Source organism: Kitasatospora sp. NPDC101157 (assembly GCF_044768255.1).
Taxonomy (GTDB): Bacteria; Actinomycetota; Actinomycetes; order Streptomycetales; family Streptomycetaceae; genus Kitasatospora.
The window spans coordinates 707,580-731,951 of sequence record NZ_JBIWPL010000001.1 but is presented as its reverse complement, the minus strand read 5'-3'; the positions used below and the strand labels follow the sequence as shown (position 1 = coordinate 731,951).

24 protein-coding genes are annotated in these 24,372 nt (G+C 73.5%); 15 read left to right on the top strand and 9 right to left on the bottom strand.

Annotation, left to right across the window (positions count from 1 at the left end; translation table 11 throughout):
- Positions 1-68: 68 nt before the first annotated feature.
- Both ACIRVF_RS03345 and ACIRVF_RS03340 read right to left on the bottom strand, forming a co-directional pair.
- Positions 69-1,061, bottom strand: a complete 993-nt coding sequence (locus tag ACIRVF_RS03345; RefSeq protein WP_402812868.1) for a DeoR/GlpR family DNA-binding transcription regulator — start codon at positions 1,059-1,061, stop codon at positions 69-71.
- Between the two features lie 200 nt (positions 1,062-1,261).
- Positions 1,262-2,713, bottom strand: a complete 1,452-nt coding sequence (locus tag ACIRVF_RS03340; protein WP_402812866.1) for an NAD(P)H-quinone dehydrogenase — start codon at positions 2,711-2,713, stop codon at positions 1,262-1,264.
- A gap of 98 nt (positions 2,714-2,811) precedes the next feature.
- On the opposite strand from ACIRVF_RS03340, the gene ACIRVF_RS03335 reads away from it, so the two are divergent.
- The 3 genes from ACIRVF_RS03335 to ACIRVF_RS03325 all read left to right on the top strand — a co-directional run bounded on the left by ACIRVF_RS03335 (position 2,812) and on the right by ACIRVF_RS03325 (position 6,099).
- On the top strand, positions 2,812-3,249 hold the full coding sequence (locus tag ACIRVF_RS03335; RefSeq protein WP_380422331.1) for a gamma-glutamylcyclotransferase: 438 nt from the start codon (positions 2,812-2,814) through the stop codon (positions 3,247-3,249).
- A 149-nt stretch (positions 3,250-3,398) separates the two neighbouring features.
- Positions 3,399-4,220, top strand: a complete 822-nt coding sequence (locus ACIRVF_RS03330) for a purine-nucleoside phosphorylase (RefSeq protein ID WP_402812863.1) — start codon at positions 3,399-3,401, stop codon at positions 4,218-4,220.
- 160 nt (positions 4,221-4,380) lie between these two features.
- On the top strand, positions 4,381-6,099 hold the full coding sequence (locus ACIRVF_RS03325) for a phospho-sugar mutase (protein WP_402812861.1): 1,719 nt from the start codon (positions 4,381-4,383) through the stop codon (positions 6,097-6,099).
- Positions 6,100-6,168: 69 nt separating this feature from the next.
- On the opposite strand, the gene ACIRVF_RS03320 is transcribed toward ACIRVF_RS03325, so the two are convergent.
- Complete coding sequence (locus ACIRVF_RS03320; protein WP_402812859.1) at positions 6,169-6,849, bottom strand: PH domain-containing protein; 681 nt, start codon at positions 6,847-6,849, stop codon at positions 6,169-6,171.
- 167 nt (positions 6,850-7,016) lie between these two features.
- Here ACIRVF_RS03320 and deoC point away from each other — a divergent pair, with 167 nt between their 5' ends.
- The 5 genes from deoC (at position 7,017) to ACIRVF_RS03295 (ending at position 11,722) form a co-directional block, all read left to right on the top strand.
- Positions 7,017-8,003, top strand: a complete 987-nt coding sequence (gene deoC / locus ACIRVF_RS03315; RefSeq protein ID WP_402812991.1) for a deoxyribose-phosphate aldolase — start codon at positions 7,017-7,019, stop codon at positions 8,001-8,003.
- Positions 8,004-8,008: 5 nt separating this feature from the next.
- The gene (locus ACIRVF_RS03310) at positions 8,009-9,490 is read left to right on the top strand and encodes an aldehyde dehydrogenase family protein (RefSeq protein WP_402812858.1); all 1,482 of its coding nucleotides are present in this window, start codon (positions 8,009-8,011) and stop codon (positions 9,488-9,490) included.
- The gene (locus ACIRVF_RS03305; RefSeq protein WP_402812856.1) at positions 9,483-10,388 is read left to right on the top strand and encodes an aldehyde dehydrogenase family protein; all 906 of its coding nucleotides are present in this window, start codon (positions 9,483-9,485) and stop codon (positions 10,386-10,388) included. Before ACIRVF_RS03310 ends, ACIRVF_RS03305 begins: the two co-directional genes overlap by 8 nt.
- 238 nt (positions 10,389-10,626) lie before the next feature.
- On the top strand, positions 10,627-11,037 hold the full coding sequence (locus ACIRVF_RS03300; RefSeq protein ID WP_402812854.1) for a hypothetical protein: 411 nt from the start codon (positions 10,627-10,629) through the stop codon (positions 11,035-11,037).
- Between the two features lie 46 nt (positions 11,038-11,083).
- A complete protein-coding gene (locus tag ACIRVF_RS03295) occupies positions 11,084-11,722 on the top strand; it encodes an ATP-binding protein (RefSeq protein WP_402812852.1) in 639 nt (212 codons plus the stop codon).
- Between the two features lie 216 nt (positions 11,723-11,938).
- On the opposite strand, the gene ACIRVF_RS03290 is transcribed toward ACIRVF_RS03295, so the two are convergent.
- A complete protein-coding gene (locus tag ACIRVF_RS03290; protein WP_402812850.1) occupies positions 11,939-12,904 on the bottom strand; it encodes a SigE family RNA polymerase sigma factor in 966 nt (321 codons plus the stop codon).
- 271 nt (positions 12,905-13,175) lie between these two features.
- Here ACIRVF_RS03290 and ACIRVF_RS03285 point away from each other — a divergent pair, with 271 nt between their 5' ends.
- From ACIRVF_RS03285 to ACIRVF_RS03270, 4 genes are all read left to right on the top strand, one after another.
- Entirely contained in the window at positions 13,176-13,853 is a 678-nt protein-coding gene (locus ACIRVF_RS03285; RefSeq protein WP_030257458.1) for a response regulator transcription factor, read from the top strand.
- A 40-nt stretch (positions 13,854-13,893) separates the two neighbouring features.
- On the top strand, positions 13,894-15,435 hold the full coding sequence (locus tag ACIRVF_RS03280) for an ATP-binding protein (RefSeq protein ID WP_402812846.1): 1,542 nt from the start codon (positions 13,894-13,896) through the stop codon (positions 15,433-15,435).
- Positions 15,432-15,749: a hypothetical protein gene (locus ACIRVF_RS03275; RefSeq protein ID WP_402812844.1), complete on the top strand. Its 318-nt coding sequence runs from the start codon at positions 15,432-15,434 to the stop codon at positions 15,747-15,749. Before ACIRVF_RS03280 ends, ACIRVF_RS03275 begins: the two co-directional genes overlap by 4 nt.
- Before the next feature lie 105 nt (positions 15,750-15,854).
- Positions 15,855-16,475 (top strand): VanZ family protein, encoded by a 621-nt coding sequence (locus tag ACIRVF_RS03270; RefSeq protein ID WP_402812842.1) that lies wholly within the window; start codon positions 15,855-15,857, stop codon positions 16,473-16,475.
- A 144-nt stretch (positions 16,476-16,619) separates the two neighbouring features.
- Here the strand turns inward: ACIRVF_RS03270 and ACIRVF_RS03265 are convergent, their stop codons facing one another.
- Positions 16,620-17,267 carry a PhzF family phenazine biosynthesis protein gene (locus tag ACIRVF_RS03265; protein WP_402812840.1) on the bottom strand — a complete coding sequence of 216 codons (648 nt, stop codon included), beginning with the start codon at positions 17,265-17,267 and terminating at the stop codon, positions 16,620-16,622.
- 153 nt (positions 17,268-17,420) lie between these two features.
- Between ACIRVF_RS03265 and ACIRVF_RS03260 the strand changes: the two genes are divergently transcribed.
- Entirely contained in the window at positions 17,421-17,975 is a 555-nt protein-coding gene (locus ACIRVF_RS03260; protein ID WP_402812837.1) for a hypothetical protein, read from the top strand.
- A gap of 77 nt (positions 17,976-18,052) precedes the next feature.
- On the opposite strand, the gene ACIRVF_RS03255 is transcribed toward ACIRVF_RS03260, so the two are convergent.
- Complete coding sequence (locus ACIRVF_RS03255; protein WP_402812835.1) at positions 18,053-19,432, bottom strand: hypothetical protein; 1,380 nt, start codon at positions 19,430-19,432, stop codon at positions 18,053-18,055.
- Between the two features lie 378 nt (positions 19,433-19,810).
- Here ACIRVF_RS03255 and ACIRVF_RS03250 point away from each other — a divergent pair, with 378 nt between their 5' ends.
- A complete protein-coding gene (locus ACIRVF_RS03250; protein WP_402812832.1) occupies positions 19,811-19,996 on the top strand; it encodes a PspC domain-containing protein in 186 nt (61 codons plus the stop codon).
- An 86-nt stretch (positions 19,997-20,082) separates the two neighbouring features.
- Here ACIRVF_RS03250 and ACIRVF_RS03245 read toward each other — a convergent pair whose 3' ends face one another.
- From ACIRVF_RS03245 to ACIRVF_RS03235, 3 genes are all read right to left on the bottom strand, one after another.
- Positions 20,083-20,442, bottom strand: a complete 360-nt coding sequence (locus ACIRVF_RS03245; RefSeq protein ID WP_402812830.1) for a hypothetical protein — start codon at positions 20,440-20,442, stop codon at positions 20,083-20,085.
- Between the two features lie 212 nt (positions 20,443-20,654).
- Positions 20,655-21,812, bottom strand: a complete 1,158-nt coding sequence (locus tag ACIRVF_RS03240; RefSeq protein ID WP_402812828.1) for an adenosine deaminase — start codon at positions 21,810-21,812, stop codon at positions 20,655-20,657.
- Positions 21,813-21,997: 185 nt separating this feature from the next.
- Positions 21,998-22,966, bottom strand: a complete 969-nt coding sequence (locus ACIRVF_RS03235) for a LysR family transcriptional regulator (protein ID WP_402812826.1) — start codon at positions 22,964-22,966, stop codon at positions 21,998-22,000.
- 92 nt (positions 22,967-23,058) lie between these two features.
- Here ACIRVF_RS03235 and ACIRVF_RS03230 point away from each other — a divergent pair, with 92 nt between their 5' ends.
- The gene (locus tag ACIRVF_RS03230; RefSeq protein ID WP_402812824.1) at positions 23,059-24,351 is read left to right on the top strand and encodes an MFS transporter; all 1,293 of its coding nucleotides are present in this window, start codon (positions 23,059-23,061) and stop codon (positions 24,349-24,351) included.
- The last annotated feature ends 21 nt before the right edge of the window (positions 24,352-24,372 follow it).

Genomic DNA, 24,372 nt, shown 5'->3' with positions numbered 1-24,372 from the left:
CGCGTCCGTCAATTTCCGAACGGTCCGTACTCCCTTCGAAGGAGTACGGACCGTTCGGGTTTCCGGGCTCAGCGCCCGCGCGGCAGGCCCATCTCGGCCAGCCGGACCGGCATCCCGCCCGGGCCCACCGGCCCGCCGTGGGTGCCGGGGCGGCGCTGGCCGGGCAGCGGGGCGCCACCGGGCGGGGGGACGGGCCGACGGCCCATCGGTCCGGGCTGGGTCTGGTGCACCGGACCGCTGCCGGTGCCGTGCACCGGGGCCTCCCCGCCGGTGGCGACGCCGAGCGGGGCGAGGTCGATCTGCACCCCGCAGTCGGCCAGCGCGTCCAGCTCGCGGGCGGTGGCGTCGTCGGCGGTGGCCTGCTCGTCGGTGACCAGCCGGGTGATGGTCTCGGTGGCGACGGTCTGGAACATGCCGGCCGCGCCGAGCTTGGTGTGGTCGGCGAGGACGATGACCTCGGCGGCCGCCAGCACCATTGCCCGGTCCACGCTCGCGGACAGCATGTTCGCGGTCGACAGCCCGCGCTCGGCGGTCAGCCCGCTGCCGGAGATGAAGGCCTTGGTGACCCGCAACCCCTGCAGCGACTGCTCGGCGCCACTGCCCACCAGGGCGTAGTTGGAGCCGCGCAGGGTGCCGCCGGTCATCACCACCTCGACCCGGTTGGCGTGCGCCAGCGCCTGGGCGACCAGCAGCGAGTTGGTGACCACGGTCAGCCCGGGCACCCGGGCCAGCCGACGGGCCAGTTCCTGGGTGGTGGTGCCGGCGCCGACCACCACCGCGTCGCCCTCCTCCACCAGTCCGGCGGCGAGGTCCGCGATGGCGCTCTTCTCCGCCGCGGACAGATGGGTCTTCTGCGGGTAGCCGGGTTCGCGGCTGAAGCCGCCGGGGAGCACCGCGCCGCCGTGCCGGCGGTCGAGGAGCCCTTCTGCCTCCAGCGCCCGCACGTCACGGCGCACGGTCACTTCGGAGGTCTGGACGACGCGGGCCAACTCCCGGAGCGAGACCGCTCCGTTGGCGCGCACCATTTCGAGGATCAACTGGCGACGTTCTGCTGCAAACACAGAACCGACGGTAACCTGCGTGACCGTCTGCTTTCAGGCGTTTGCAGCTGGTAGCGGGAATTGCTCACGCAAGAGCGGCGCGTGACCGTACAATACGCGCCGTCAACAACCCGGAACTGCGCCCGCCGTCCGGGTGATGGCCATGCCCGCGCGAAGGGCGGCCGCCGATCGGCAGCCGCCCCCAACTGTGCGCTTCGGGCTCAGGATTCGCCGGCGGACCGCTTGCGGATGTGCAGCTGCCGGGCGGCCTCGGCGGTCGAGCCGGAGACCGAGGGGTAGACGGTGAAGGCGCTGGCCACCTGTTCGACCGTCAGATTGGCGTCCACCGCGAGCGCGATCGGGTGGATCAGCTCGCTGGCCCGCGGGGCGACGACCACGCCGCCGACCACGATGCCGGTGCCCGGGCGGCAGAACAGCTTCACGAAGCCGTCCCGGATGCCCTGCATCTTCGCCCGCGGGTTGCCGCGCAGCGGCAGCTTGACCACGACAGCGTCCATCTTGCCGCACTCCACATCGGCCGCGGTGTAGCCGACGGTGGCGATCTCCGGGTCGGTGAAGACGTTGGAGGCCACGGTCTTCAGGTTCAGCGGCTGCACCGCGTCACCGAGCGCGTGGTACATGGCGATCCGGCCCTGCATGGCCGCCACCGAGGCGAGCATGAAGACGCCGGTGCAGTCGCCGGCCGCGTAGACGCCCGGGGCGCTGGTGCGGGAGACCCGGTCGACCTGGATCTGGCCCCAGTCGTTGAGCTTGACCCCGGCCTCCTCCAGGCCCATGTCCGCGGTGTTGGGGATCGAACCGACCGCCATCAGGCAGTGGGTGCCCTCGATCACCGTGCCGTCGGAGAGGGTGACCTCGACCCGGTCGCCGATCCTCTTGACCGTTTCGGCCCGCGAACGGCCCATCACGTTCATGCCGCGGCGGCGGAAGACGTCCTCCAGCACCTCGGCGGCGTCCGGGTCCTCACCGGGCAGCACCCGGTCGCGGCTGGAGACCAGGGTGACCTTGGAGCCGAGCGCCTGGTACGCGCCGGCGAACTCGGCGCCGGTGACGCCGGAACCGACCACGATCAGCTCGCGCGGCAGCTCCTCCAGGTCGTACACCTGGGTCCAGGTCAGGATCCGCTCGCCGTCCGGCTGGGCGTCCGGCAGTTCGCGCGGGTGGGCGCCGGTGGCGATCAGCACCGCGTCGGCGCGCAGCGAGTGCACGGTGCCGTCGGGGGCGTCCACCAGCACCTCGCGGGAGCCGTCCACGGCCTGCCCGCCGGCGCCGAGCCGGCCGCGGCCGCGCAGCACGGTGACCCCGGCCCGGGTGACGGACTGGGTGATGTCGTGGGACTGCGCGATCGCCAGGCGCTTCACACGGCGGTTGACCTTGCCCAGGTCCACGCCGATGACCTTGTTCTCGCGGGCCCCGGCGCCGTCCCGGTCGACCGTGATGCCCAGCTCCTCGTACGAGCTGTCGAAGGTGGTCATCACCTCCGCGGTCGCGATCAGGGTCTTCGACGGCACGCAGTCCGTGAGCACCGCCGATCCGCCCAGGCCGTCGCGGTCGACGACGGTCACCTCCGCGCCGAGCTGAGCGGCCACCAGCGCCGCCTCGTAGCCGCCGGGTCCGCCACCGATGATCACGATCCGAGTCACGTACCCCATTGTCCCGCACGCCGGGAGCGCCGCCACAACGGGGTCCGCGCTCGGTACCTTCCTCCAGTCACCCCGGACCGTGCGCCGACCGGGCTACGCTGGCACCCATGCCCCTTTACGCCGCGTATGCCACCAACCTCGATGCCCGGCAGATGACCCGCCGAGCCCCGCACTCCCCGCTCCGCGGCACGGGGTGGCTGGACGGCTGGCGGCTCACCTTCGGCGGCGAGCAGCTCGGCTGGGAGGGCTCGCTGGCCACCGTCGTCGAGGACGAGAAGGACCAGGTCTTCGTCTCCCTCTACGACATCGCGCCGATGGACGAGGAGGGCCTCGACCGCTGGGAGGGCGTCCAGCTCGGCATCTACCGCAAGATCAGGCTGCGCGCGCAGACCCTGGACGGGGACATCCCGGTCTGGACGTACGTGCTCAACGACTACGAGGGCGGCCTGCCCGCGGCCCGCTACCTCGGCCTGATCGCCGACGCCGCCGAGAGCGCCGGGGCCCCGGACGACTACGTGCTGGACCTGCGCCGCCGTCCCTGCTGAGCGCAAGCCCGCCCGGCTGTGCGTATCGACAGACCCGGTCGCCCGCAGGACGCCGCCGAGCTGTGTTTTCGGGACAACCGGGTAACGATCCGGCATGCCGTACGCGGATCTTCTACGCGCGTAGCCGAAAGCCGTCTATCCTCGTTCCCGTGAACGCTTCTCCTCAGTCGGTCGTCTCCGCCGACCCCTACGCCGCCGCCCAGGCCGCCGCCGAGCGCCTGCGCGAGCTGACCGGTGCCGAGCGGCACGACGTCGCCCTGGTGATGGGCTCCGGCTGGGTGCCGGCCGCCGACGCCCTGGGCGAGACCGTGGCCGAGTTCCCGGTCACCGAGCTCCCGGGCTTCCCCGCCCCCGCCGTGGCCGGCCACGCCGGCAAGATCCGCTCGGTGAAGATCGGCGACAAGCGCGCCCTGATCTTCCTCGGCCGCAACCACTACTACGAGGGCCACGGCGTGGCCACCGTCGTCCACGGCGTGCGCACCGCCGCCGCGGCCGGCTGCGGCACCATCGTCCTGACCAACGGCTGCGGCGGTCTGCGCCAGGGCTGGACCCCGGGCCAGCCGGTCCTGATCAGCGACCACATCAACCTGACCGCGGACTCCCCGATCGTCGGCGCCAACTTCGTCGACCTCACCGACCTGTACTCCAAGCGCCTGCGCGCGCTGTGCCGCGAGGTCGACCCGAGCCTGGACGAGGCCGTCTACGTCCAGTTCCGCGGCCCGCACTACGAGACCCCGGCCGAGGTCAACATGGCCCGGGTGATCGGCGGCGAGCTGGTCGGCATGTCGACCACCCTGGAGGCCATCGCCGCCCGCGAGGCCGGCGCCGAGGTGCTGGGCATCTCCCTGGTCACCAACCTGGCCGCCGGCATGACCGGCGAGCCGCTCAACCACGAAGAGGTCCTGGAGGCCGGCAAGGCCTCCGCCGAGCGCATGGGCGAGCTGCTGGCGAAGGTCCTGGAGCGGATCTGACGCCTGCCGGGCGCAGAATCATGAGTGACGGGGCCCACGGGCGCGTGATCCGCTGATCACGCCGTCCCGCGGGCCCCGTCCGCTTGTGCCCACCTCTTCTCCCCCTTCGCGCGGAACCCTCCGGCCGACATCCCGACGCACTTCCCGATGGAGCAGGCAAATGACGCAGGCACCCACCACCGACCTCCTCGCCCGGGCCCGTACCTGGCTGGCCGAGGACCCCGACCCGCAGACCCGCGAGGAGCTGACCGCGCTGCTGGCCCGGGCCGAGGGCCCGGAGGCCGAGGAGGACAACGCGCTCGCCTGGTCCGAGCTCGCCGAGCGCTTCTCCGACCGCCTCCAGTTCGGCACGGCCGGCCTGCGCGGCGAACTCGGCGCCGGCCCGATGCGGATGAACCGCGCCGTGGTGATCCGGGCCGCCGCCGGCCTGGTCGCGTACGTCAAGGAGCAGGGCCTCGGCGACCTGGTCGTGATCGGTTACGACGCCCGGCACAAGTCGTACGACTTCGCCCGCGACACCGCCGCCGTGGTGGTCGGGGCGGGCCTGCGCGCCGCGCTGCTGCCCCGCCCGCTGCCGACCCCGGTGCTGGCCTTCGCGATCCGCCACCTGGGCGCGGCCGCCGGCGTGACCGTCACCGCCAGCCACAACCCGCCGCAGGACAACGGCTACAAGGTCTACCTGGGCGACGGCTCGCAGATCGTCCCGCCGGCCGACGCCGGGATCGCCGCCCGGATCGACGCGATCGGCTCGCTGAACGACGTCCCGCGCGCCGAGGAGGGCTGGGAGGTGCTCGGCGAGGACGTCATCGAGGCCTACCTGACCCGGGCCGTCTCCATCGTCGACGAGCGCAGCCCGCGCGAGCTGGACGTGGTCTACACCCCGATGCACGGCGTCGGCCGCGACACCCTGGTCGCCGCCTTCCGCCGGGCCGGCTTCCCGGCGCCGACCGTGGTCGCCGAGCAGGCCGAGCCCGACCCGGACTTCCCGACCGTGGCCTTCCCCAACCCGGAGGAGCCCGGGGCGATGGACCTCGCCTTCCGCACCGCCGCCGCCGTCGGCCCCGACATCGTGATCGCCAACGACCCGGACGCCGACCGCTGCGCGGTGGCCGTCCCGACCAACGGCAACGCGGCGGGCGGCGGCAACGGCTCCGCCGGCTGGCGGATGCTGCGCGGCGACGAGGTCGGCGCGCTGCTGGGCTCCGCGCTGGTCGCCAAGAAGGCCGAGGGCACCTTCGCCACCACCATCGTCTCCGCCACCCTGCTCGGCCGGATCGCCGAGGCCGCGGGCCTGGCGTACGCCGAGACGCTGACCGGCTTCAAGTGGATCTCCCGCGCCGAGGGCCTGCGCTACGGCTACGAGGAGGCGCTCGGCTACTGCGTCGACCCCCAGGGCGTCCGGGACAAGGACGGCATCACCGCCGCCCTGCTGGTCGCCGAGCTCGCCGCGACCCTCAAGCAGTCCGGCCGCACCCTGAGCGACCTGCTGGACGACCTGGCGCTGGAGCACGGCCTGCACGCCACCGACCAGCTGTCCGTCCGGGTGCAGGACCTCTCGCTGATCGCCGACGCCATGCGCCGCCTGCGCGAGCAGCCGCCGACCGTCCTGGCCGGCCTGACCGTCACCCGCGCCGACGACCTCTCGGCCGGCTCCGACGACCTGCCGCCCACCGACGGCCTGCGCTACTACCTGGCCGGCGACCCGGTCCGCTCGGCCCGGATCGTGGTCCGCCCGTCCGGCACCGAGCCCAAGCTCAAGTGCTACCTGGAGGTCGTCCTCCCGGTCGCCACGGCCGCCGACCTGGCCGCCGCCCGCGAGCGCGCCGCCGAGCTGCTGGCAGCCGTCAAGCGCGACCTCGCCGAGGCCGCGGGCATCTGACGGCCCCGATGGCGTAGCGCGGAAGGGCCCGCCGGTCGCGTACCGGCGGGCCCTTCCGCGTGTTCGGGGTCAGACGACGATCACCGTGATCAGGGCGACCAGGCCCGCCAGCGCGGGGACGATCACCCACCAGCACCAGCGGACGACCACGGGCCCGGCGGCGCCGGGGCGGGTGGCGTTGCGCTCGGCCATCTCCTGGAGGACGTCCGTCACCTGGTCGGACCAGGCGCGGGTGGGGTCGGGGGCGCCCTGGACGACCGGGTTGGTCCGGCCGGCGAGTCCCAGCCCCAGCCCCGTCCGGGAGGCGTGCTCGGCGTTGCTGCGGCTCTGGGCCCGGGTGGCGCGCTTGCGCTGGCGCAGCGAGACCGGGACGGCCCACACCTGGTACTTCTTCTCGCCGGCCAGCAGCTCGACGGAGTACCCGGCGCGCAGCGCGGCGACCGAGGCCCAGGGGGCGGTGATGGTGCGCCACGGGTTGCGGACGACCAGGCGGTCGCTGCCGGCGAACACCGCCGGGCGCAGCGTGTAAGCGATCACCGGGAAGGCGAACACCGGCACCGCGGCGAGGGCGACGTACGGGGTCTTGCCGGTGCCCGTCACCACCGCGTCGCCGATCAGCCAGGCGGCGACGGCGAGCAGGAGCACGCCGGAGATCACGCCGGGGACGGAGCGGTACACGCGGTCCGCGTACTCGGGTTCCCCGCCGGGGGCGGCCGGGCCCTGGTGGGGCTTGCCGTCGGATTCGGTCATGGCGTCGATTCTGCCCCATGCACCCCTCACCAGCGGGTCTCGGTCCGGCCACGAATGGCGGGCCGGTGCGCCGGGTGGCCGAGGTCTCGGTCCGGCCACGAAAGAGCGCCGGAATACTGGTCGCCCTAGCGGTCGACTACGCGCGTAGATATGCTGGTCTGGTGACTATGTCCACTGTTGCAGCCAATGCCCCCGGCGTTGCGGGCAGCGGCCTCGCGGACGTTGCGGCGTCCGAGGCCTCGCTCCGCCGCTTCCTGCACGGCCTGCCCGGCGTCGACCAGGTCGGCCTCGAAGCCCGCGCCGCCTCCCTCGGTACCCGCTCGATCAAGACCACGGCGAAGGCCTATGCCATCGACCTGGCGATCTCCATGATCGACCTGACCACGCTGGAGGGCGCGGACACGGTCGGCAAGGTGCGCGCCCTGTGCGCCAAGGGCAGGACCCCCGACCCGACCGACCCGACCACCCCGCGCGTCGCCGCCATCTGCGTCTACCCGGACATGGTCGCCACCGCCAAGGACGCCCTGCGCGGCACCGACATCCAGGTCGCCTCGGTCGCCACCGCCTTCCCGGCCGGCCGCGCCGCCCTCCCGGTCAAGCTCGCCGACACCGCCGACGCGGTGGCCGCCGGCGCCGACGAGATCGACATGGTGATCGACCGCGGCGCCTTCCTCTCCGGCCGCTACTTCGACGTCTACAACGAGATCGTCGCCGTCAAGGAGGCGTGCAAGCGCCCGGACGGCAGCTACGCCCACCTCAAGGTGATCTTCGAGACCGGCGAGCTGCAGACGTACGACAACGTGCGCCGCGTCTCCTGGCTGGCGATGCTGGCCGGCGCCGACTTCATCAAGACCTCCACCGGCAAGGTCACCGTCAACGCGACCCCGCCGGTCACCCTGCTGATGCTGGAGGCGGTCCGCGACTTCCGCGCCGCCACCGGCGTCCAGGTCGGCGTGAAGCCGGCCGGCGGCATCAAGACCACCAAGGACGCCATGAAGTACCTGGTGATGGTCAACGAGACGCTCGGCGACGACTGGCTGACCCCGCACTGGTTCCGCTTCGGCGCCTCCAGCCTGCTCAACGACCTGCTGATGCAGCGCCAGAAGCTGGCCACCGGCCGCTACTCCGGCCCCGACTACGTGACGGTGGACTGATCACCATGGCCAAGAAGAAGAACATCGAAGAGCCCGCGGCCAAGCCGGCCGGAGGCCTCTTCGCCTACGCCCCGGCCCCGGAGTCCCCGGCCGCCGCGGGCGACATCGCCACCTCCTACGGCCACTTCATCGGCGGCGAGTTCGTCGACTCCTCCGGCAGCGAGGCCCTGAAGACGGTCAACCCGGCCACCGAGCAGGTGCTCGCCGAGTTCGCCCAGGGCACCGACGAGGACGTCGAGCGCGCCGTCGCCGCCGCCCGCAAGGCCTTCGCCGACTGGTCGTCGCTGCCCGGCAGCGAGCGCGCCAAGTACCTGTTCCGGATCGCCCGGATCATCCAGGAGCGCGGCCGCGAGCTGGCCGTCCTGGAGTCGATGGACAACGGCAAGCCGATCCGCGAGACCCGCGACTTCGACATCCCGACCGTCGCCGCGTGGTTCTTCTACTACGCGGGCTGGGCGGACAAGCTGGACTACGCGGGCTTCGGCGCCAACCCGCGCCCGCTGGGCGTGGCCGGCCAGGTCATCCCGTGGAACTTCCCGCTGATGATGCTGGCGTGGAAGATCGCGCCCGCCCTGGCGACCGGTAACACGGTCGTCCTGAAGCCAGCCGAGACCACCCCGCTGACGGCCCTGCGCTTCGCCGAGATCTGCCGCCAGGCCGGTCTGCCGAAGGGCGTCGTCAACATCGTCACCGGTGACGGCCGCACCGGCGCCGCGCTCACCGCGCACCCGGACGTCAACAAGGTCGCCTTCACCGGCTCCACCCCGGTCGGCCGGGCGATCGCCAAGCAGCTCGCCGGCAGCCGCAAGAAGCTGTCGCTGGAGCTGGGCGGCAAGGCCGCCAACATCGTCTTCGACGACGCGCCGATCGACCAGGCGGTCGAGGGCATCGTCAACGGCATCTTCTTCAACCAGGGCCACGTCTGCTGCGCGGGCTCGCGCCTGCTGGTCCAGGAGTCCGTCCAGGACGAGGTGCTGGACGCCCTGAAGCGCCGGATGGCCACCCTGCGCGTCGGCGACCCGCTGGACAAGAACACCGACATCGGCGCGATCAACTCGGCCGCCCAGCTGGCCAGGATCACCGAGCTGACCGACGCCGGCGAGGCCGAGGGCGCGGACCGCTGGTCGCCGGAGTGCGAACTCCCGGGCACCGGCTTCTGGTTCAAGCCGACCCTGTTCACCGGCGTCAGCCAGGCCCACCGGATCGCCCAGGAGGAGATCTTCGGCCCGGTGCTCTCGGTGCTGACCTTCCGCACCCCCGAAGAGGCGGTCGCGAAGGCCAACAACACCCCGTACGGCCTCTCCGCCGGCATCTGGACGGAGAAGGGCTCGCGCATCCTCTGGATGGCCAACAGGCTCAAGGCCGGCGTGGTCTGGGCCAACACCTTCAACAAGTTCGACCCGACCTCGCCGTTCGGCGGTTACAAGGAGTCGGGCTACGGCCGCGAGGGTGGCCGCCACGGTCTGGAGGCCTACCTCGATGTCTGACACGACCTTCGCGCGTCTTGACGTCCTCAAGACCTACAAGCTGTACGTCGGCGGGAAGTTCCCGCGCTCCGAGAGCGGGCGGGTGTACGAGGTGACCGACTCAAAGGGCGAGTGGCTCGCCAACGCACCGCTGGGCACCCGCAAGGACACCCGTGACGCCGTCCTGGCCGCCCGCGCGGCGGTCAAGGGCTGGGCCGGCACCACCGCGTACAACCGCGGCCAGGTGCTGTACCGGGTGGCCGAGATGCTGCAGGGCCGCCGCGAGCAGTTCGCCGCCGAGGTGTCGCTCTCCGAGGGCATCGGCCCCAAGAAGGCCGCCGCGCTGGTGGACGCCGCGATCGACCGCTGGGTCTGGTACGCCGGCTGGACGGACAAGGTCGCCCAGATCGCGGGCGGCGCCAACCCCGTCGCCGGGCCGTACTTCAACCTCTCCACCCCGGAGCCGACCGGCGTGGTCGGGATCGTCGCCCCGCAGGCCGGCTACGGGCACTCGCTGCTCGGCCTGGTCTCGGTGATCGCCCCGGCGATCGCCACCGGCAACACGGTCGTGGTCGCGGCCGCCGCGGACGCCCCGCTGCCCGCGCTGTCGCTGGGCGAGGTGCTCGCCACCTCGGACGTCCCGGGCGGCGTGGTCAACATCATCTCGGGCCGTACCGCGGACATCGCCCCCACGCTGGCCTCGCACCAGGACGTCAACGCGCTGGACCTCACCGGGGCCATCGCCGCCGACGGCCCCGGCGCGGCGTCCGCCCTGGAGGCCGCCGCCGCCGATACCCTGAAGCGGGTGGTCCGTCCGGAGCTGGACCCGTTCGCCCAGGACTGGACCAATGCGCCCGGTACGGACCGGCTACTCTCGTTCCTGGAGACGAAGACGGTCTGGCACCCGATGGGGATCTGACCTCCCGGCTCCACCGCGTCACAACTCCACAGACTGGCCGTCCCCAGTGCCCTCTCCCCCCAGGGCCCGGGCGGTCATTGGACGGACCCGCGCCTCTCCCCCCCTGGCGCGGGTCCGTCGACTTTCGTCATCGCGCGCTTCGACTTTCGGTGATCCCCGGGGCGGGCGCCCACGGAGCACAATCCTCCGTACCGGGACCTTTGCCGGAACCTTCACCAGAACGGAACGAGGGGGCGCCGTGGGAGAGTTGATCGCCGAGCTGATGCCGCTGTTCGCGGACGGCCTCCTGCGTCGGTGGCACGTCTCCCGCACCCGCAGGCGCCTGGCCGCCGGCCGGCCCGTACGGGTCCCGTGCTCGGCCCGCTCCGAGCGGCCCGGCTGGCCACGCGCGTACGTCAACGGCAAGCTGCACATCACCCCCGGTTCGCGCACGGTCACCTTCGGCTCCCGCGCCCTCGGCCCCGTCGACCTGCCCGTCGGCGGCACCTTCCACGACCCCGAACCCGTGACCTGGCACAGCCAGGACTGGGCCGCCACCGGCTACGAACCGCCCCGGGGCGGCCGGCCGGTCCACCTCCAGGTCGACAGCCGCTATCTGCCGCTGCTGCGCCTCGCCCTGGCCGGTCCGGACGCCGCCGGAAAGGTCTGACCGACCGGTTTCGGTAACCGGCCGGGATGCGTCAGACTGGTGTCCCGTGAGTGACTCCCCCATGAATCCCGCGCCGACGGCCCATGCCCGGGTGATCCTGCTCTCCGGGCCCTCCGGATCGGGGAAGTCCTCGCTGGCCGAGCGCAGCGGGCTGCCGGTTCTCCAGCTGGACGACTTCTACAAGGACGGGGACGACCCCACCCTGCCCCGGCTGCCCGACGGCGCCGTGGACTGGGACTCCCCGCTCGCCTGGCACCGCGACCAGGCGGTGGCCGCCATCCGCGCCCTGTACGAGCACGGGCGCACCGAGGTGCCGGTGTACTCGATCCCGGACAACGGCCGGGTCTCCACCCGCCCGCTGGACCTGGGCGGCGCGACCGCGTTCATCGCCGAGGGCATATTCGCCGCCGAGATCGTCGCCGAGTGCGCGACCGAGGGCCTGCTCGGGGACGCCCTGTGCCTGCGCAACGGCGCGCTCACGACGGCCTGGCGCCGGCTGCGCCGGGACGTCCGCGAGGGCCGCAAGTCGCTGCCGGTGCTGGTGCGCCGGGGCTTCCGGCTGATGCGGGCCGAGCGGGCCATCGTCGGCCGGCAGGTGGAGCTGGGCTCGTACCCGTGCGCCGGGGCGGAGGCCGAGCGGCGGGTCCGCGCGGCGGCCGGGCCGCGGGAGCTCTCCGCGGTCTGACCCGCGACGGGCGGTCCGAACCACCACGGGCGGTCCGAGCCGCGACGGGACACGAGAACGACGACGGGCCCGGTGCGTCTCCCCCGCACCGGGCCGTCGCCTGCCGAACGGCCTCGGCTCCCCACAGGCACCGCTCCCCCGAGCCGGCGCCCCCGAACCGCAACCGTCCGCTACCCGTCCCCCGACGGGAGTCCTGTTCCCCTGGTCCTACGCGTCCTACGCGACCAGCTCGCCGAACGCCCGGACGGTGTCGCCCGACTTGTTCAGGTGCTCGTCGTCGCGCAGCCGGCGCAGGGCGCGCCAGATGCTGCTCTTGACCGTGCCGACGCTGATCCCCAGCACGTCGGCGATCTCCGGGTCGGTCTTGCCCTCGTAGTACCGCAGCACCAGCATGGTCCGCTGGTTCTCCGGCAGCTTCGCCAGCGCCTGCCAGAGCACGGTGCGCAGCTCGGTGCCGCCCATCGCGTCGGTGTCGCCGGCCGTCTCCGGCAGCTCCTCGGTCGGGTACTCGTTGACCTTGCGGCGCCGCCAGGCGGAGATGTGCAGGTTGGTCATGGTGCGGCGGAGGTAGCCCCCGACCGCGGCCTTGTCGGTGATCCGGCCCCAGGCGCGGTAGGTGCTGAAGAGCGCGCTCTGCAGCAGGTCCTCGGCCTCGTAGCGGTCACCGGTGAGGTGGTACGCCGTGGCGTACAGGGAGGCGCGGCGCTCGCGCACGTACGCGGTGAACTCCGTGATGTGGTCCTCCGCGACGGCCGAGTGCTCCCCCTGCGCGTCTCCCTGTCCCGCCTCGGTGGTGCGGGCCGGTGCGGGGTTCAGCCGCAGCAGCGTCGCACCGGCGGCCTCGCGACCGGTCGGTTCCCCCGAACCGACCGCCCGCAGGCCGTTGTTCCCCCGGCTGTCCTTGCCCTCGACGCGGACGGGGAGGATCCCCCGCAGCGTGAGGGTGCCGGCGGAGTCGACCGCACTCCCCAGTCGGCCGATCCCGTACAGCTCCCCCGTCCTGCCGCCGCCGCTCACCCGGCGTGCGACAGGGCTTCCACCGGTGCTGTGCGCGCACCCCCGTACGGTCACGGCACCGGAGTTCTCGTCGGTCCTGACCTCGTACCGGGTCCGGTGGGTGGTCGCTGACGAACGCGCGGTGCGGACAGCCGGGTTGGTCCGGGTCTGAAGCATGGCGTTCATCGTGCGCCCCCTTGGTTCGGTACGAGCGGTTCCTGTTGCCGCCCTCCAGCCGGCCCTTGCGGCCCGCTGTCCTGCGGCGACATGGAAAATCCTGCCCGCCGGTTGTGATGGCGCTGTCCGCCGACTGTCACAGGGGTGTCACAGGGCCGGGCCCTTCGTCCCGGTCCGGCTCCCTCCGTACCGGACGCCGATGGCCGTCTTTCCGGTTCCCGTACGGGCGGTGACCGGTCCGGGGGGTGATTCGGCGCTTTCCGTGGGCCAAAATGGGGCCGTGCCTTTCCTCCTACTGATCGAGGACGACGACGCCATCCGCACCGGCCTCGAACTCGCCCTCACCCGCCAGGGCCACCGCGTGGCCACCGCCGCCTCCGGCGAGGACGGTCTGAGGCTCTTCAAGGAGCAGCGGCCCGACCTGATCGTGCTGGACGTCATGCTGCCCGGCATCGACGGCTTCGAGGTCTGCCGTCGGATCCGCCGCACCGACCAGCTGCCGATCATCCTGCTCACCGCACGCTCGGACGACATCGACGTGGTGGTGGGCCTGGAGTCCGGCGCCGACGACTACGTGGTGAAGCCGGTGCAGCCGCGCGTCCTGGACGCCAGGATCCGGGCGGTGCTGCGGCGCGGCGAGCGGGAGAGCTCGGACTCCTCCGCGTACGGCAGCGTGGTGATCGACCGGGCCGCGATGACCGTCACCAAGGACGGCCAGGACCTCCAGCTCACCCCGACCGAGCTGCGGCTGCTGCTGGAGCTCAGCCGCCGCCCCGGCCAGGCGCTCTCCCGCCAGCAGCTGCTGCGGCTGGTCTGGGAGCACGACTACCTCGGCGACTCCCGCCTGGTGGACGCCTGCGTGCAGCGGCTGCGGGCCAAGGTCGAGGACGTGCCCTCCGCGCCGACACTGATCCGCACCGTGCGCGGCGTCGGCTACCGGCTGGACCCGCCCGCCTGACCCCCTTCCCTGCTGAACTCCCGTACGACGACAGGCTCTTGTGACTGACCATCAGCAGACTGCCCGGCGGTTCTCGTCCGGCCGGTGGCGGCGGCTGCGCTCCTTGCGGGTGCGGCTGATCGCGGTGTTCGCGGCCGTCGCGCTGCTCGCCGCCGTCTCGGCCTCCGGCATCGCGTACTGGCTGAACCGCGACGCGGTGCTCAAGCGCGCGCAGGACACCGCGCTGAACGACTTCCGGGTCTCGCTCAGCCGCAACGTCTCCGACCTGCCGCTGAACGCCAGTTGTCCGGAGCTCGCCGCGCTGGCCTCCACCGTGGCGAGCTCCGGCCTGACCTACGACGTGGTCGTGGTCGACGGGGCGCACCCGGAGTGCCCGGCCTCCTCCGACCCGACGCACTTCACCCTGGCCGACGTCCCGACGGCGCTGCAGTCCACCGTCGCCAAGCCGCGCGAGGTCACCGAGAGCAACCCGTACCCGTACCACCTGTACTGGCAGCGGCAGAACCTGGAGGGCCGCCCGTTCGTGATCGGCGGCACCAAGGTGCTGCCGAACGGTCCGACGGCGTACATGTTCAAGTCGCTGGAGAACGAGCGGGCCGACCTCAACACGCTGGGCTGGTCCCTGGCCATCGCCACGCTGCTGGCGCTGATCGGCTCGGCACTGCTCGCCCAGGCCGCCTCGGCGACCGTGCTGCGGCCGGTCAAGCGGCTCGGCGAGGCCGCCAAGCGGCTCGGCGAGGGGCACCTGGACACCCGGCTGGAGGTCGAGGGCTCCGACGAACTCGCCGACCTGGCGCGGACGTTCAACCGGGCCGCGGAGTCGCTGCACGAGCAGGTCGAGGAGCTGAGCGCGCGCGAGGCGCAGAGCCGGCGGTTCGTCGCCGACATGTCGCACGAGCTGCGCACCCCGCTGACCGCGATGACCGCGGTGACCGACATCCTGGAGGACGAGGCCGAGTCGCTGGACCCGATGATCGAACCGGCCGTCCGGCTGGTGGTCAGCGAGACCCGGCGGCTGTCCGACCTGGTGGAGAACCTGATGGAGGTCACCCGCTTCGATGCGGGCACCGCCAAGCTGGTCGCCGACGAGGTGGACGTCGCCGACCTGATCATGTCCTGCATCGACGGCCGGGCCTGGTACGACGCGGTCGAGCTGGACGCCCCGCGCGGCATCCTGGCCGTGGTCGACCCGCGCCGGCTCGACGTGGTCTTCGCCAACCTGATCGGCAACGCCCTCAAGCACGGCGGCTCGCCGGTTCGGGTCAAGGTCCGGCAGACCGAGGACTCGGTCGTGGTCGAGGTCTCCGACAGCGGCCCCGGCATCCCCGAGGACGTGCTGCCGCACGTCTTCGACCGCTTCTACAAGGCCGACCGGGGGCGGGCCCGCTCGGAGGGCAGCGGCCTGGGGCTGTCCATCGCGATGGCCAACGCCCAGATCCACGGGGGGACGATCACGGCGGCGAACGGGGAGGTCGGCGCGGTGTTCACCCTCACCCTGCCGCTGACCCCGCCACCGCCGCCGTCCGCGGGCGGGGCCGAGAGCGGCCCCACCGGCGACGACGAGCACAAGGACGCCACGTGACCTCCCCCACCCGCACCACCCTGCGCCGCACCGCCGGCGTGCTGCTCCTGCTCGCACTGGCCTCCGGCTGCGGCATCCGGCCGACCGCCGTACCGGTCGACGCCGGCGCGCCCGCCAGCCGGACGGCCTGCCCGACCGCCCCGCACATACCGACCGCCCTGGCCACCCCGACCGGACCGGTCCCGACCCTCACCCCGGCCCGCGGCGCCGCCAGGAGCGCCGCTCCGAGCCCCTCGCCGACCCCGGTGGCACCCGGCTCGCCGCCGCCGGACAACGCGTTCAGCGCGGTGCCGACGGCTGCGCCCTGCCGCTGAGGCATGCCCGAGAGCGGGGCCCGCGGAGGGGGAAACGGGGGCGCGCCCTGGAATGTTCACGTCCGGGAGGGAACCGGCGCGCCCCCGGCCCACGTCCTTCCCCCCGTGCAGCGAGATGGCGGGCGTTCCGGCGCACGGACCCAGACCAGGGCGACGGCGGCCGTTCACCGTCCCCTCCGGCTGGTCGGACTGGCGGGCCTGGCCCTCCACCTGACGCTGGTGCTCTGGCTGGTGCTCAGACCGCTGCCGGTGGCCTGGGTGTACGACGCCAACCTGACTCCGCTGGCCTCGCTCCGCTCCTCCACCACCTGGCAGGTGGTCGGCGAGTTCCTGCTGCTCGCCCCGCTCGGCGTCCTGCTCCCGCTGGCCGGCGGCCGGATTCAGGCCCCCTGGCTCCCGTCCTTCCTTCGCACCACGGGCGCCTCCGCGCTGCTGGCGACCGGCCTGGAGTTCCTCTCCTCCTGGACGCCCGGACACGTGCTCAACGTGGACCACATACTGTTCGCCGTGCTCGGCGTGGTGATCATCCACCTCGCCCTGGTGCCCGGCCTGCGCCACCTGCTGCTGGCCCACCGGCCCGAGCCGCGGACCCCGCGGGCGTCCGCCCTGGCCGTCCCGCCGGTGCCCGCCACCGTCGCCCCCACCGTGGCGGTCGCGCCCACGGCCCGGCCGCGCGCCTACGCGGAGCCGACGGCCAGTCGCCCGCTCGCCCCCGGACGCTCCTGACCCGACACCGACGGTCGGCGCTCCCTCTCTCCTCCGTCGCTCCCTCGCTTCTCCCTTTCGGCATCGGCGCGCCCTTCGGCTCGGGGCGGGCCAGTCGCCCGCTCGCCCCCGGACGCTCCTGACCCGACACGCTCCGGCTCGGGTCTACGCCCCCGCGGGCACCACCCGGCCGCCGACCTCGACCAGCCCGCCCGGGCGGGGGCCCGCCATCAGCTGGGAACCCCGGCCCTGGGTGATGGTCAGCGCCCGTCCGAGGTGCCCCGCCAGCAGCAGGGCGGCCGCCCCGGTCGCCTCGTCCTCGTCGATCCCGTCGCCCCGTCCGGGGAAGGCCCGCGCCCGGACCGTACCGGCCGTCTCGTCCTGCCACGCCCAGGCGTAGATCCACTCGCCCGGCGGCGGCACTTCCAGCGCCTCCACCTCGGCCGCCGAACCGTACTGCCGCAGGGTCCGCCCCGGGGCCCACTCCGGGCGCGCCTGGATCCGGGTCAGCCCGCCCTCGTGCCGGACGGCCACCACCCCGGCGGCGGTGACCAGTTGCCCGACCCCGAGCAGCCAGGCGGCCCCCACGCACGGGTGGCCCGCGAACGGCAGGCGCACGCTCGGCGTGTAGATGTCGATCTCCCCGCGCTCCGGGTCGTCGACGAACACCGTCTCGCTGAAGCCGAGTTCACGCGCGAGCTCCTGCCGCGCCGCCCGCCCGGGCACGGCTGCACCGTCCCGCACGACCCCGAGCGCGTTGCCGTGCCGCCCGTCCGGCCCGCAAAAGACCCGCAGCACCTCATGACCGGTCATTTCCCACCTCGTCAGTTACCGTCCGGCGCAGCGCGGTCGCAGCGCAACGACACCGTGATGAAAAGGCGACGACGGATGTCGGTCGCCTCCAGTACTGTGCGCTCTCGTCCCCGGGCGGCTCCCGCCGTTCTTCTGCTCCCACAGGAAACCTCCTTGAACAATCTCGACTTCAGCGCCGATCCGGTGTTCTCCTGGTACGTCGTCCTGCTGGCGTTCAGCGGCCTCACCATGGTGGTCCTCGGCGTACTGCCGCTCCGCGGCCTGAAGGCCGGTCTGCGGATCATCAACATCCTCGTCGGCATCGCGTTCGCGGGTTACGCCTACTACCTCGCGTTCGAGTTCGAGGGCACCACCTACCGGATCTTCTACCAGGCGCTGATCCTGCCGGTCGCCATGATCGTCGCCACGGTGAAGGCGGTCGTCGAGCGGAGCAACGAGAAGAACCGGCCGACCCCGCCGGCCGGGGCGTACGACCCGAACGCGCCGTACAACCCGAACGCGCCCTACGCCCCCGGTGCCGCTCAGCCGGCCGCGTTCAACCCGAACGCCCCGGTCGCCCCGGTCGCCCCGAACGCCCCGGTTGCCGGCCAGCTCGGCCGGCCCGTGCCGCCGCAGGGCGCCTCGCCCTACCAGCCGGGCACGCCGGCCCAGCCGGTGCCGGACAACCCGTACGCCCAGCCGCAGCCGCCGCAGCAGCCGGCCGGCTGAGCCACCGCACGAAGCCGAGGGCCCGGCCGTCCCCGCTCCGCAGCGGGTGACGGGCGGGCCTTCGGCCGTACCGGGGTTCAGTCGCGGGCGCCCTGGGCGCCGTCGCGGCGGCGGGCCACCACGAGGGTGCCGATGCCGAGGGCGATCGCGGTCGCGCCGGTGATGGCCATCGGGGCGGCGGAGGAGCCGCCGCCGGTGGAGGCGAGCCGGGTGGTGGTCACGGCGGCCGGGGCCGCGGCGGCGGCCCGCACGGTGTCGGCCGCCGGGCTCGGCGCGCCGGTGGTGACCTGCGCGGCCGGGACGGCGGCGGGGGCGGTGGACGGGTCGGCGGCGGGCGGGACCGTGCCGGTGGCGGGCGCGGTGGGCGCCGGAGTGCCGGTGGTGGCCGCCGGGCCCACGATGTTGAAGTCGGCCTTCGGGCCGGCCGCCGCGGCCGGGCTCTCACCGGCACCGGGCAGGGTGCCCGCGACGGCGACCAGGGACTCGGCGAGGGCCGGGGCGTCCTTGGTGAACGCCAGCCGGAGGTTGATCGTCCTGGTCCCGCCCTTCGGCAGGCTGATGACCGCGCTGTCCTTGTCGCCCGTCCGCAGCTCCCGGTACTGCCAGGTGGGGTGGTCCGAGCTGCCTCCGGAGGTGCTCTCCACCCAGGCGCCGTCCGGGCCCTGGAACTCGAACCTGACGGTCTCGTAGGGGAGGACGGTCTGCCCCTGGAACACCAGCGTGGGCACGATCCGGAGGTCCCTGCCGCTGTTGTTGGTCATCACCAATGTGAGCGGCTTCGCCTGCGCGCCCGCCGTGAAGACTGCGGGGACCCCGTCGAGCCTGACGTCCACCGTGGCGGCGGGCGTGGGCGCCGGGGTGGGGGTGCTGCTCTCGACGGTGAAGAACGGGGTGCTGCCCCAGGCCTGGGTGGTGCGCTGCTCCGGGGGGAGGGTGGGGTCCGAGACCATCGCGAGGAGGCCGGCGGAGGCCGGGCCGGGGGCGGCGTCGGCGGTGAGGGTCAGCCGCAGCCGGTAGGTGGCCTCGGCACCGGCCGCCAGGTGCAGCCGGTCGGCGAACTCGTCCAGCTCCCAGAACCCGCCGGCGTCGGTGTTGGTGGCCCTGGCGTCCTGCCACTGCGTGCTGCCGGGGCGCTGGTACTCCAGCTTGAGCTGGCTCGGCCGGGGGCCGCTGCCGCGGACCGTCGAGAAGCTGAAGGCGGTCGTCGCCTCCATCTGGTGGTCGGCGGTGTTCCTGAGGGTCGAGGTGAACTCGACCGAGGTGCCCGCCCTGAGCACGGCCGGGAAGGCGCTCGTGGTGACCAGGACCGGCGAGGTGGACGAGGCGCCCTGGGTGCCCGGGGTCGCACCGGCGGCCGTCGGGGCAGCGAGGGCGGCCGGAGCCGAGGCCAGGGCGACGCCGGAGACCAGGGCGGCCGTGGCGGCCGCGGCGAGGATTCTGCGGGGCTGGTTGCGCAAGGGAACCTCACGGAGGAATTCGGGCGTAACCCGGAAAGAGTGCGAAATCGCAGGCGTGAGGGGCCTGTTGAGGCCGTGCAGGCGCCGCCGAATGCCCCCCACCAGCAGCGACCGCGGAATCATATCCCCCGGGTCGGACGGCCCCGTGAACGGGCCCTCCGCACCCGCACGCTCCCGACCGGGCAGGCCTCCGGGCCGCCCGGCACCCCGCCGGTCTCCGGGGCATCCCTGAGACGGACCCCGACGAGGGCGTACGTCTTCCCGGTGACCTGCCGGGGTCGGGAATCGCCTGGTGGGCGGAGGATTCGGGGCCGTCGGCGGCGGAGCATGGAAGTACGCCGCCGGACCGACCGGCCGGCGGCAAGCCAAGGAGTCCCCATGAGCGCGCGCCTCGCCCGTCCCCGTCACAACCGCGTCATCGCCGGCGTCTGCGCCGGGATCGCCGAGCGCTTCGGCATGGCGCCGTTCACCGTCCGGCTGATCTTCCTGCTCTCCTGCCTGCTGCCCGGCCCGCAGTTCCTGATCTACCTCGCGCTGTGGGTGCTGCTCCCCCAGGAGCCGTGAGGCCGTACGGGCGGGCACGACGACGGGCCGCCCACCCCCGGGGTTCTCCGGGGGCGGGCGGCCCGTCGTGGTGCCGGTGGCCGGGATCAGCCGCCCAGGCCGGGCAGGACGCCCGTCAGCCCGCCGACGGGGGTCTTGTCCAGGCCGGGGATGGACGGGACGCCGGCGCGCTGCTGGGTGACCCCGGCGATCGGGGTGGCGCCGGCGGGCACGGACTGGCCGGCGGCCGGGGCCAGGGTGCCGAGCGTGCCGGCGACCTTGTCGCCGCCGGGCAGCTTGGCGGCGGTGTCGGTGACCGCACCGGTCACCGCGGGGTTCGTCACCGCGCCGGTGGGCAGCCCGAGGCCGCCGGCCGCCTGGCCGGCCGCGGAGGCGGTGCCGGCGCCGACCGCCGCGATGGCGATGCCGAGCGCCGCGGTGCCGGCGGCCTTGAGAGCCTGCTTCATGGTTCGTCCCCTTGGGTTCTCGTCGGTGGCCGACGTCGCACGGTCCGGCGAGCGGGCGACCGCCGCCACGACCTGTCAGCAATGACTGGCACACCGTAGTGACAGGGTCGCGCGAGAACCAAAGGGCGTTCACTCACCCGAGTGACTAGTCGGATGAACGCCAACTCCCCTTCCAGGAAGTGGCGTTCACCCGGCCCCCGGGGCGCGCCGGCTCAGTTGCCGCCGGTACCCACGCTGAACAGCCACTCCGCCTTGAGCTCCGCGTAGCCCGGCTTGATCACGTCGTTGATCATCGCCAGTCGCTCGTCGAAGGGCAGGAACGCGGACTTCATCGCGTTCACCGTGAACCACTCCATGTCGCCCAGCGTGTAGCCGAAGGCGTCCACCAGGTGCCCGAACTCCTGGCTCATGCTGGTGCCGCTCATCAGCCGGTTGTCGGTGTTCACGGTGACCCGGAACTTCAGCCGGCTGAGCAGCCCGATCGGGTGCTCGGCGTACGAAGTGGCCGCCGCCGTCTGGAGGTTGGACGTCGGGCACATCTCCAGCGGGATGCGCTTGTCGCGCACGTACGCGGCCAGTCGGCCCAGCGCGACGCTGCCGTCCTCGTTGACCGTGATGTCGTCCACGATCCGCACGCCGTGGCCGAGGCGGTCGGCGCCGCAGCACTGCAGGGCCTCCCAGATCGACGGCAGGCCGAAGGCCTCGCCCGCGTGGATGGTGAAGTGGTTGTTCTCGCCCTTGAGGTAGTCGAAGGCGGCCTGGTGACGGGTGGGGGGGTAGCCGGCCTCGGCGCCCGCGATGTCGAAGCCGACGACGCCCTGGTCCCGGTGGCGGTTGGCCAGTTCGGCGATCTCCTGCGAGCGGGCGGCGTGCCGCATCGCGGTGATCAGGGTGCCGATGCGAATCCGGTTGCCGGCGGCGCGGGCGTTGGCCTCGCCGAGGCGGAAGCCCTCCTGGACGGCCTCGACGACCTCGTCCAGGGTCAGGCCGCCCTCCAGGTGCTGCTCGGGGGCGTAGCGGACCTCGGCGTACACGACGCCGTCGGCGGCCAGGTCCTCGGCGCAGTCGGCGGCGACCTTGATCAGGGCCTCGCGGGTCTGCATGACGGCGCAGGTGTGCGCGAAGGTCTCCAGGTACCGGACCAGCGAGCCGGAGTCGGCGGCCTCGCGGAACCACTCGCCGAGTTCCTTGACGTCGGTGGTGGGGAGCCCTTCGTAGCCGGTCGCGGCGGCGAGCTCGACCACGGTCTCCGGACGCAGTCCGCCGTCGAGGTGGTCGTGCAGCAGGACCTTCGGCGCGCGGCGGATCTGGTCGGGGGTGGGAATGCGCGGGCCCGTGCCCGCGGTGGTGACGGGGATCTGCTTCTCCATTGCGGAAATATAGCCCCTACGCGCGTAGACCGCCTACCGCGGACACCACCGGATGGTCCAAAGTCCGCCCGGAATTCCTCCTCCCGGTCCATACGATCCACCAAACCGGTCGCGGGCCGGGCCGGTCCCCGCCCCGATCGGTCCCGAGGCGGCCCGGTCCCCGCCCGGACCGGTCACGGCCCCGATCAGTCGTGGTGCAGCAGCCGCCCCCGCCGGGACAGCACGAAGTCCCGGAACGCCGCCACCGGCGGCGTCAGCGGCCTGCCCGTCGCCCAGGCCAGGCCGATCGCCCGCCGGGTCCGCGGCGCGGTCACCTCCAGCTCCACCACCCCCGGCCGCGGCACCAGGGCCGGCGGCAGCAGCGCCACCCCCAGCCCCGCCGCCACCAGCCCGCGCAGGGTCTCGGTCTCCTCCCCCTCGAAGGCCAGCCGGGGCACGAACCCGGCCTGGGCGCAGAAGCCGTCCGTGATCATGCGCAGCCCGTACCCCTGCTCCAGGCCGACGAACGGCTCCTCGGCCACCTCCGCCAGCCGGATCCGCCGCCGCCCGGCCAGCCGGTGGTCCGCCGGGACGACCAGGTGCAGCCGCTGCTCGTCCAGCGGACGGGCGGTGAAGGCCGGGTCGTCCGGCAGCGGCGCCACCAGGCACAGGTCCAACTCGCCCGCCCGCAAACGCTCCAGCATCGCCATGCCGTAGTCCTGCACCAACTGGAACCGCACCTGCGGGTGCGCCGCCCGGAACCCGCGCAGCAGCGCCGGAACGGCATCCGGCCCCATCGTGTGCAGGAAGCCGAAGGCCACCCGTCCCGCCGCCGGGTCCGCCTCCGCCCGGGCCGCCTCCGCCCCGCGCTCCAGCTCCGCCAACGCCCGCTCCACCGAGGCCAGCAGCAGCCGGCCCGCCCTGGTCAGCCGGACCGTCCGGCCCTGACGGGCCAGCAGGTCCACCCCCAGCTCCTCCTCCAGCCGGGCCACCGCCCGCGACAGCGTCGGCTGGGGCACACCGAGCAGGGCCGCCGCCTGCGTCACGTGCTCCAGCCGGGCCACCGCGGCGAACTGCGCCAGCCGGGGCGCCAGCAGCACGGCCGGCTCGTCCGGCCCCAACTCGGCCGCCCGGTAACGCTGCTCCGTTCCGTCCGACACATCCGCCACGGTCATCCGCGCCTCACCTCGACTCATACGCCAGCGCATCGATCATCCACTCTTCATGCATTGGACGCATCAACCGCGCCGGGCCTACCGTCGACGGCATGCAGCCCTCCGATACCAGGGCATCCGTCACCGCCCCGGATGCCTCCACCGCCCGCACCCCCGGCGCCCTCGGCCTCGCCCACGACGACCGCCACCGCCCCGGCCAGCGCGACTTCCGCCGCGCCAACCTCGCCCTGTTCGCCGCCGGGATCGCGACCTTCGTCCTCCTCTACTCCACCCAGGGCCTGCTGCCGGTCCTCTCGGCCGACCTCGACCTCACCCCCGGCCAGGCCAGCTGGACGGCCTCCGCCGCCACCCTCGGCCTCGCCCTCGGACTGCTCCCCGCCAGCGCGCTGTCCGACAAGTACGGCCGCACCGCGGTGATGACGGCCTCCACCCTCGCCGCCTCCGCCCTCGCCGTCGCCCTGCCCTTCGCGCCCGACCTCACCACCCTCGTCGCGCTGCGCGTCGTCCAGGGCGCCGCGCTCGCCGGCCTGCCCGCCACCGCGATGGCCTACCTCGCCGAGGAGGTCCACCCCAGCGCGCTGGCCTCCGCGATGGGCCTGTACGTGGCCGGCAACAGCATCGGCGGCATGGGCGGCCGGCTGCTCTCCGGCTGGACCGCCGCCGCCCTCGGCTGGCGCTGGGGCCTGGCCGCCTCGGCCGCCCTCGCCCTGCTCGCCGCGCTCGCCTTCCGGCTGCTGATCCCCGCCGCCCGGCACTTCACCCCGGCCCCGGTGGACGCCCGCGCGCTCGCCCGTACGGTCGGGCGGCACCTGCGCAACCCGCTGCTGGTGCGGCTGTACGCGCTCGGGATGCTGTTCATGGCGGTGTTCGGCGCCGTCTACAACACCGTCGGCTACCGGCTGATCGCCGCGCCGTTCCACCTGCCGGAGTCGATCGCCGCCTCGATCTTCGTGGTCTACCTGGTCGGCACCGGCACCTCCGCCGCGGCCGGCCGCCTCTCCGCCCGGCTCGGCCGCCGCGGCGCCCTCTACGTCGCCATCGGCGTCACCGGCGCCGGCCTGCTGCTCTCGCTCGCCGAGTCGCTGCCCTGCGCCCTGCTCGGCCTGGTCCTGATCACCGCCGGCTTCTTCGCCGGCCACGCCACCGCCTCCGCCGCCGTCGGCCGCACCGCCACCGAGGGCCGCGCCCAGGCCTCCGCCCTCTACCTGATCGCCTACTACCTCGGCAACAGCCTGGGCGGCACCCTCGGCGCCGACGCCTACCACTCCACCGGCTGGCCCGGCGCCGCCACCGTCGGCCTCACCGCCATGACCCTCGCCGCGGCGGTGACGCTGTACGCCACCCACCAGGCCCATACCACGAGGCGGGCGGTCGCGGACGCTTGACAGCGGGCGCCGATACACTCC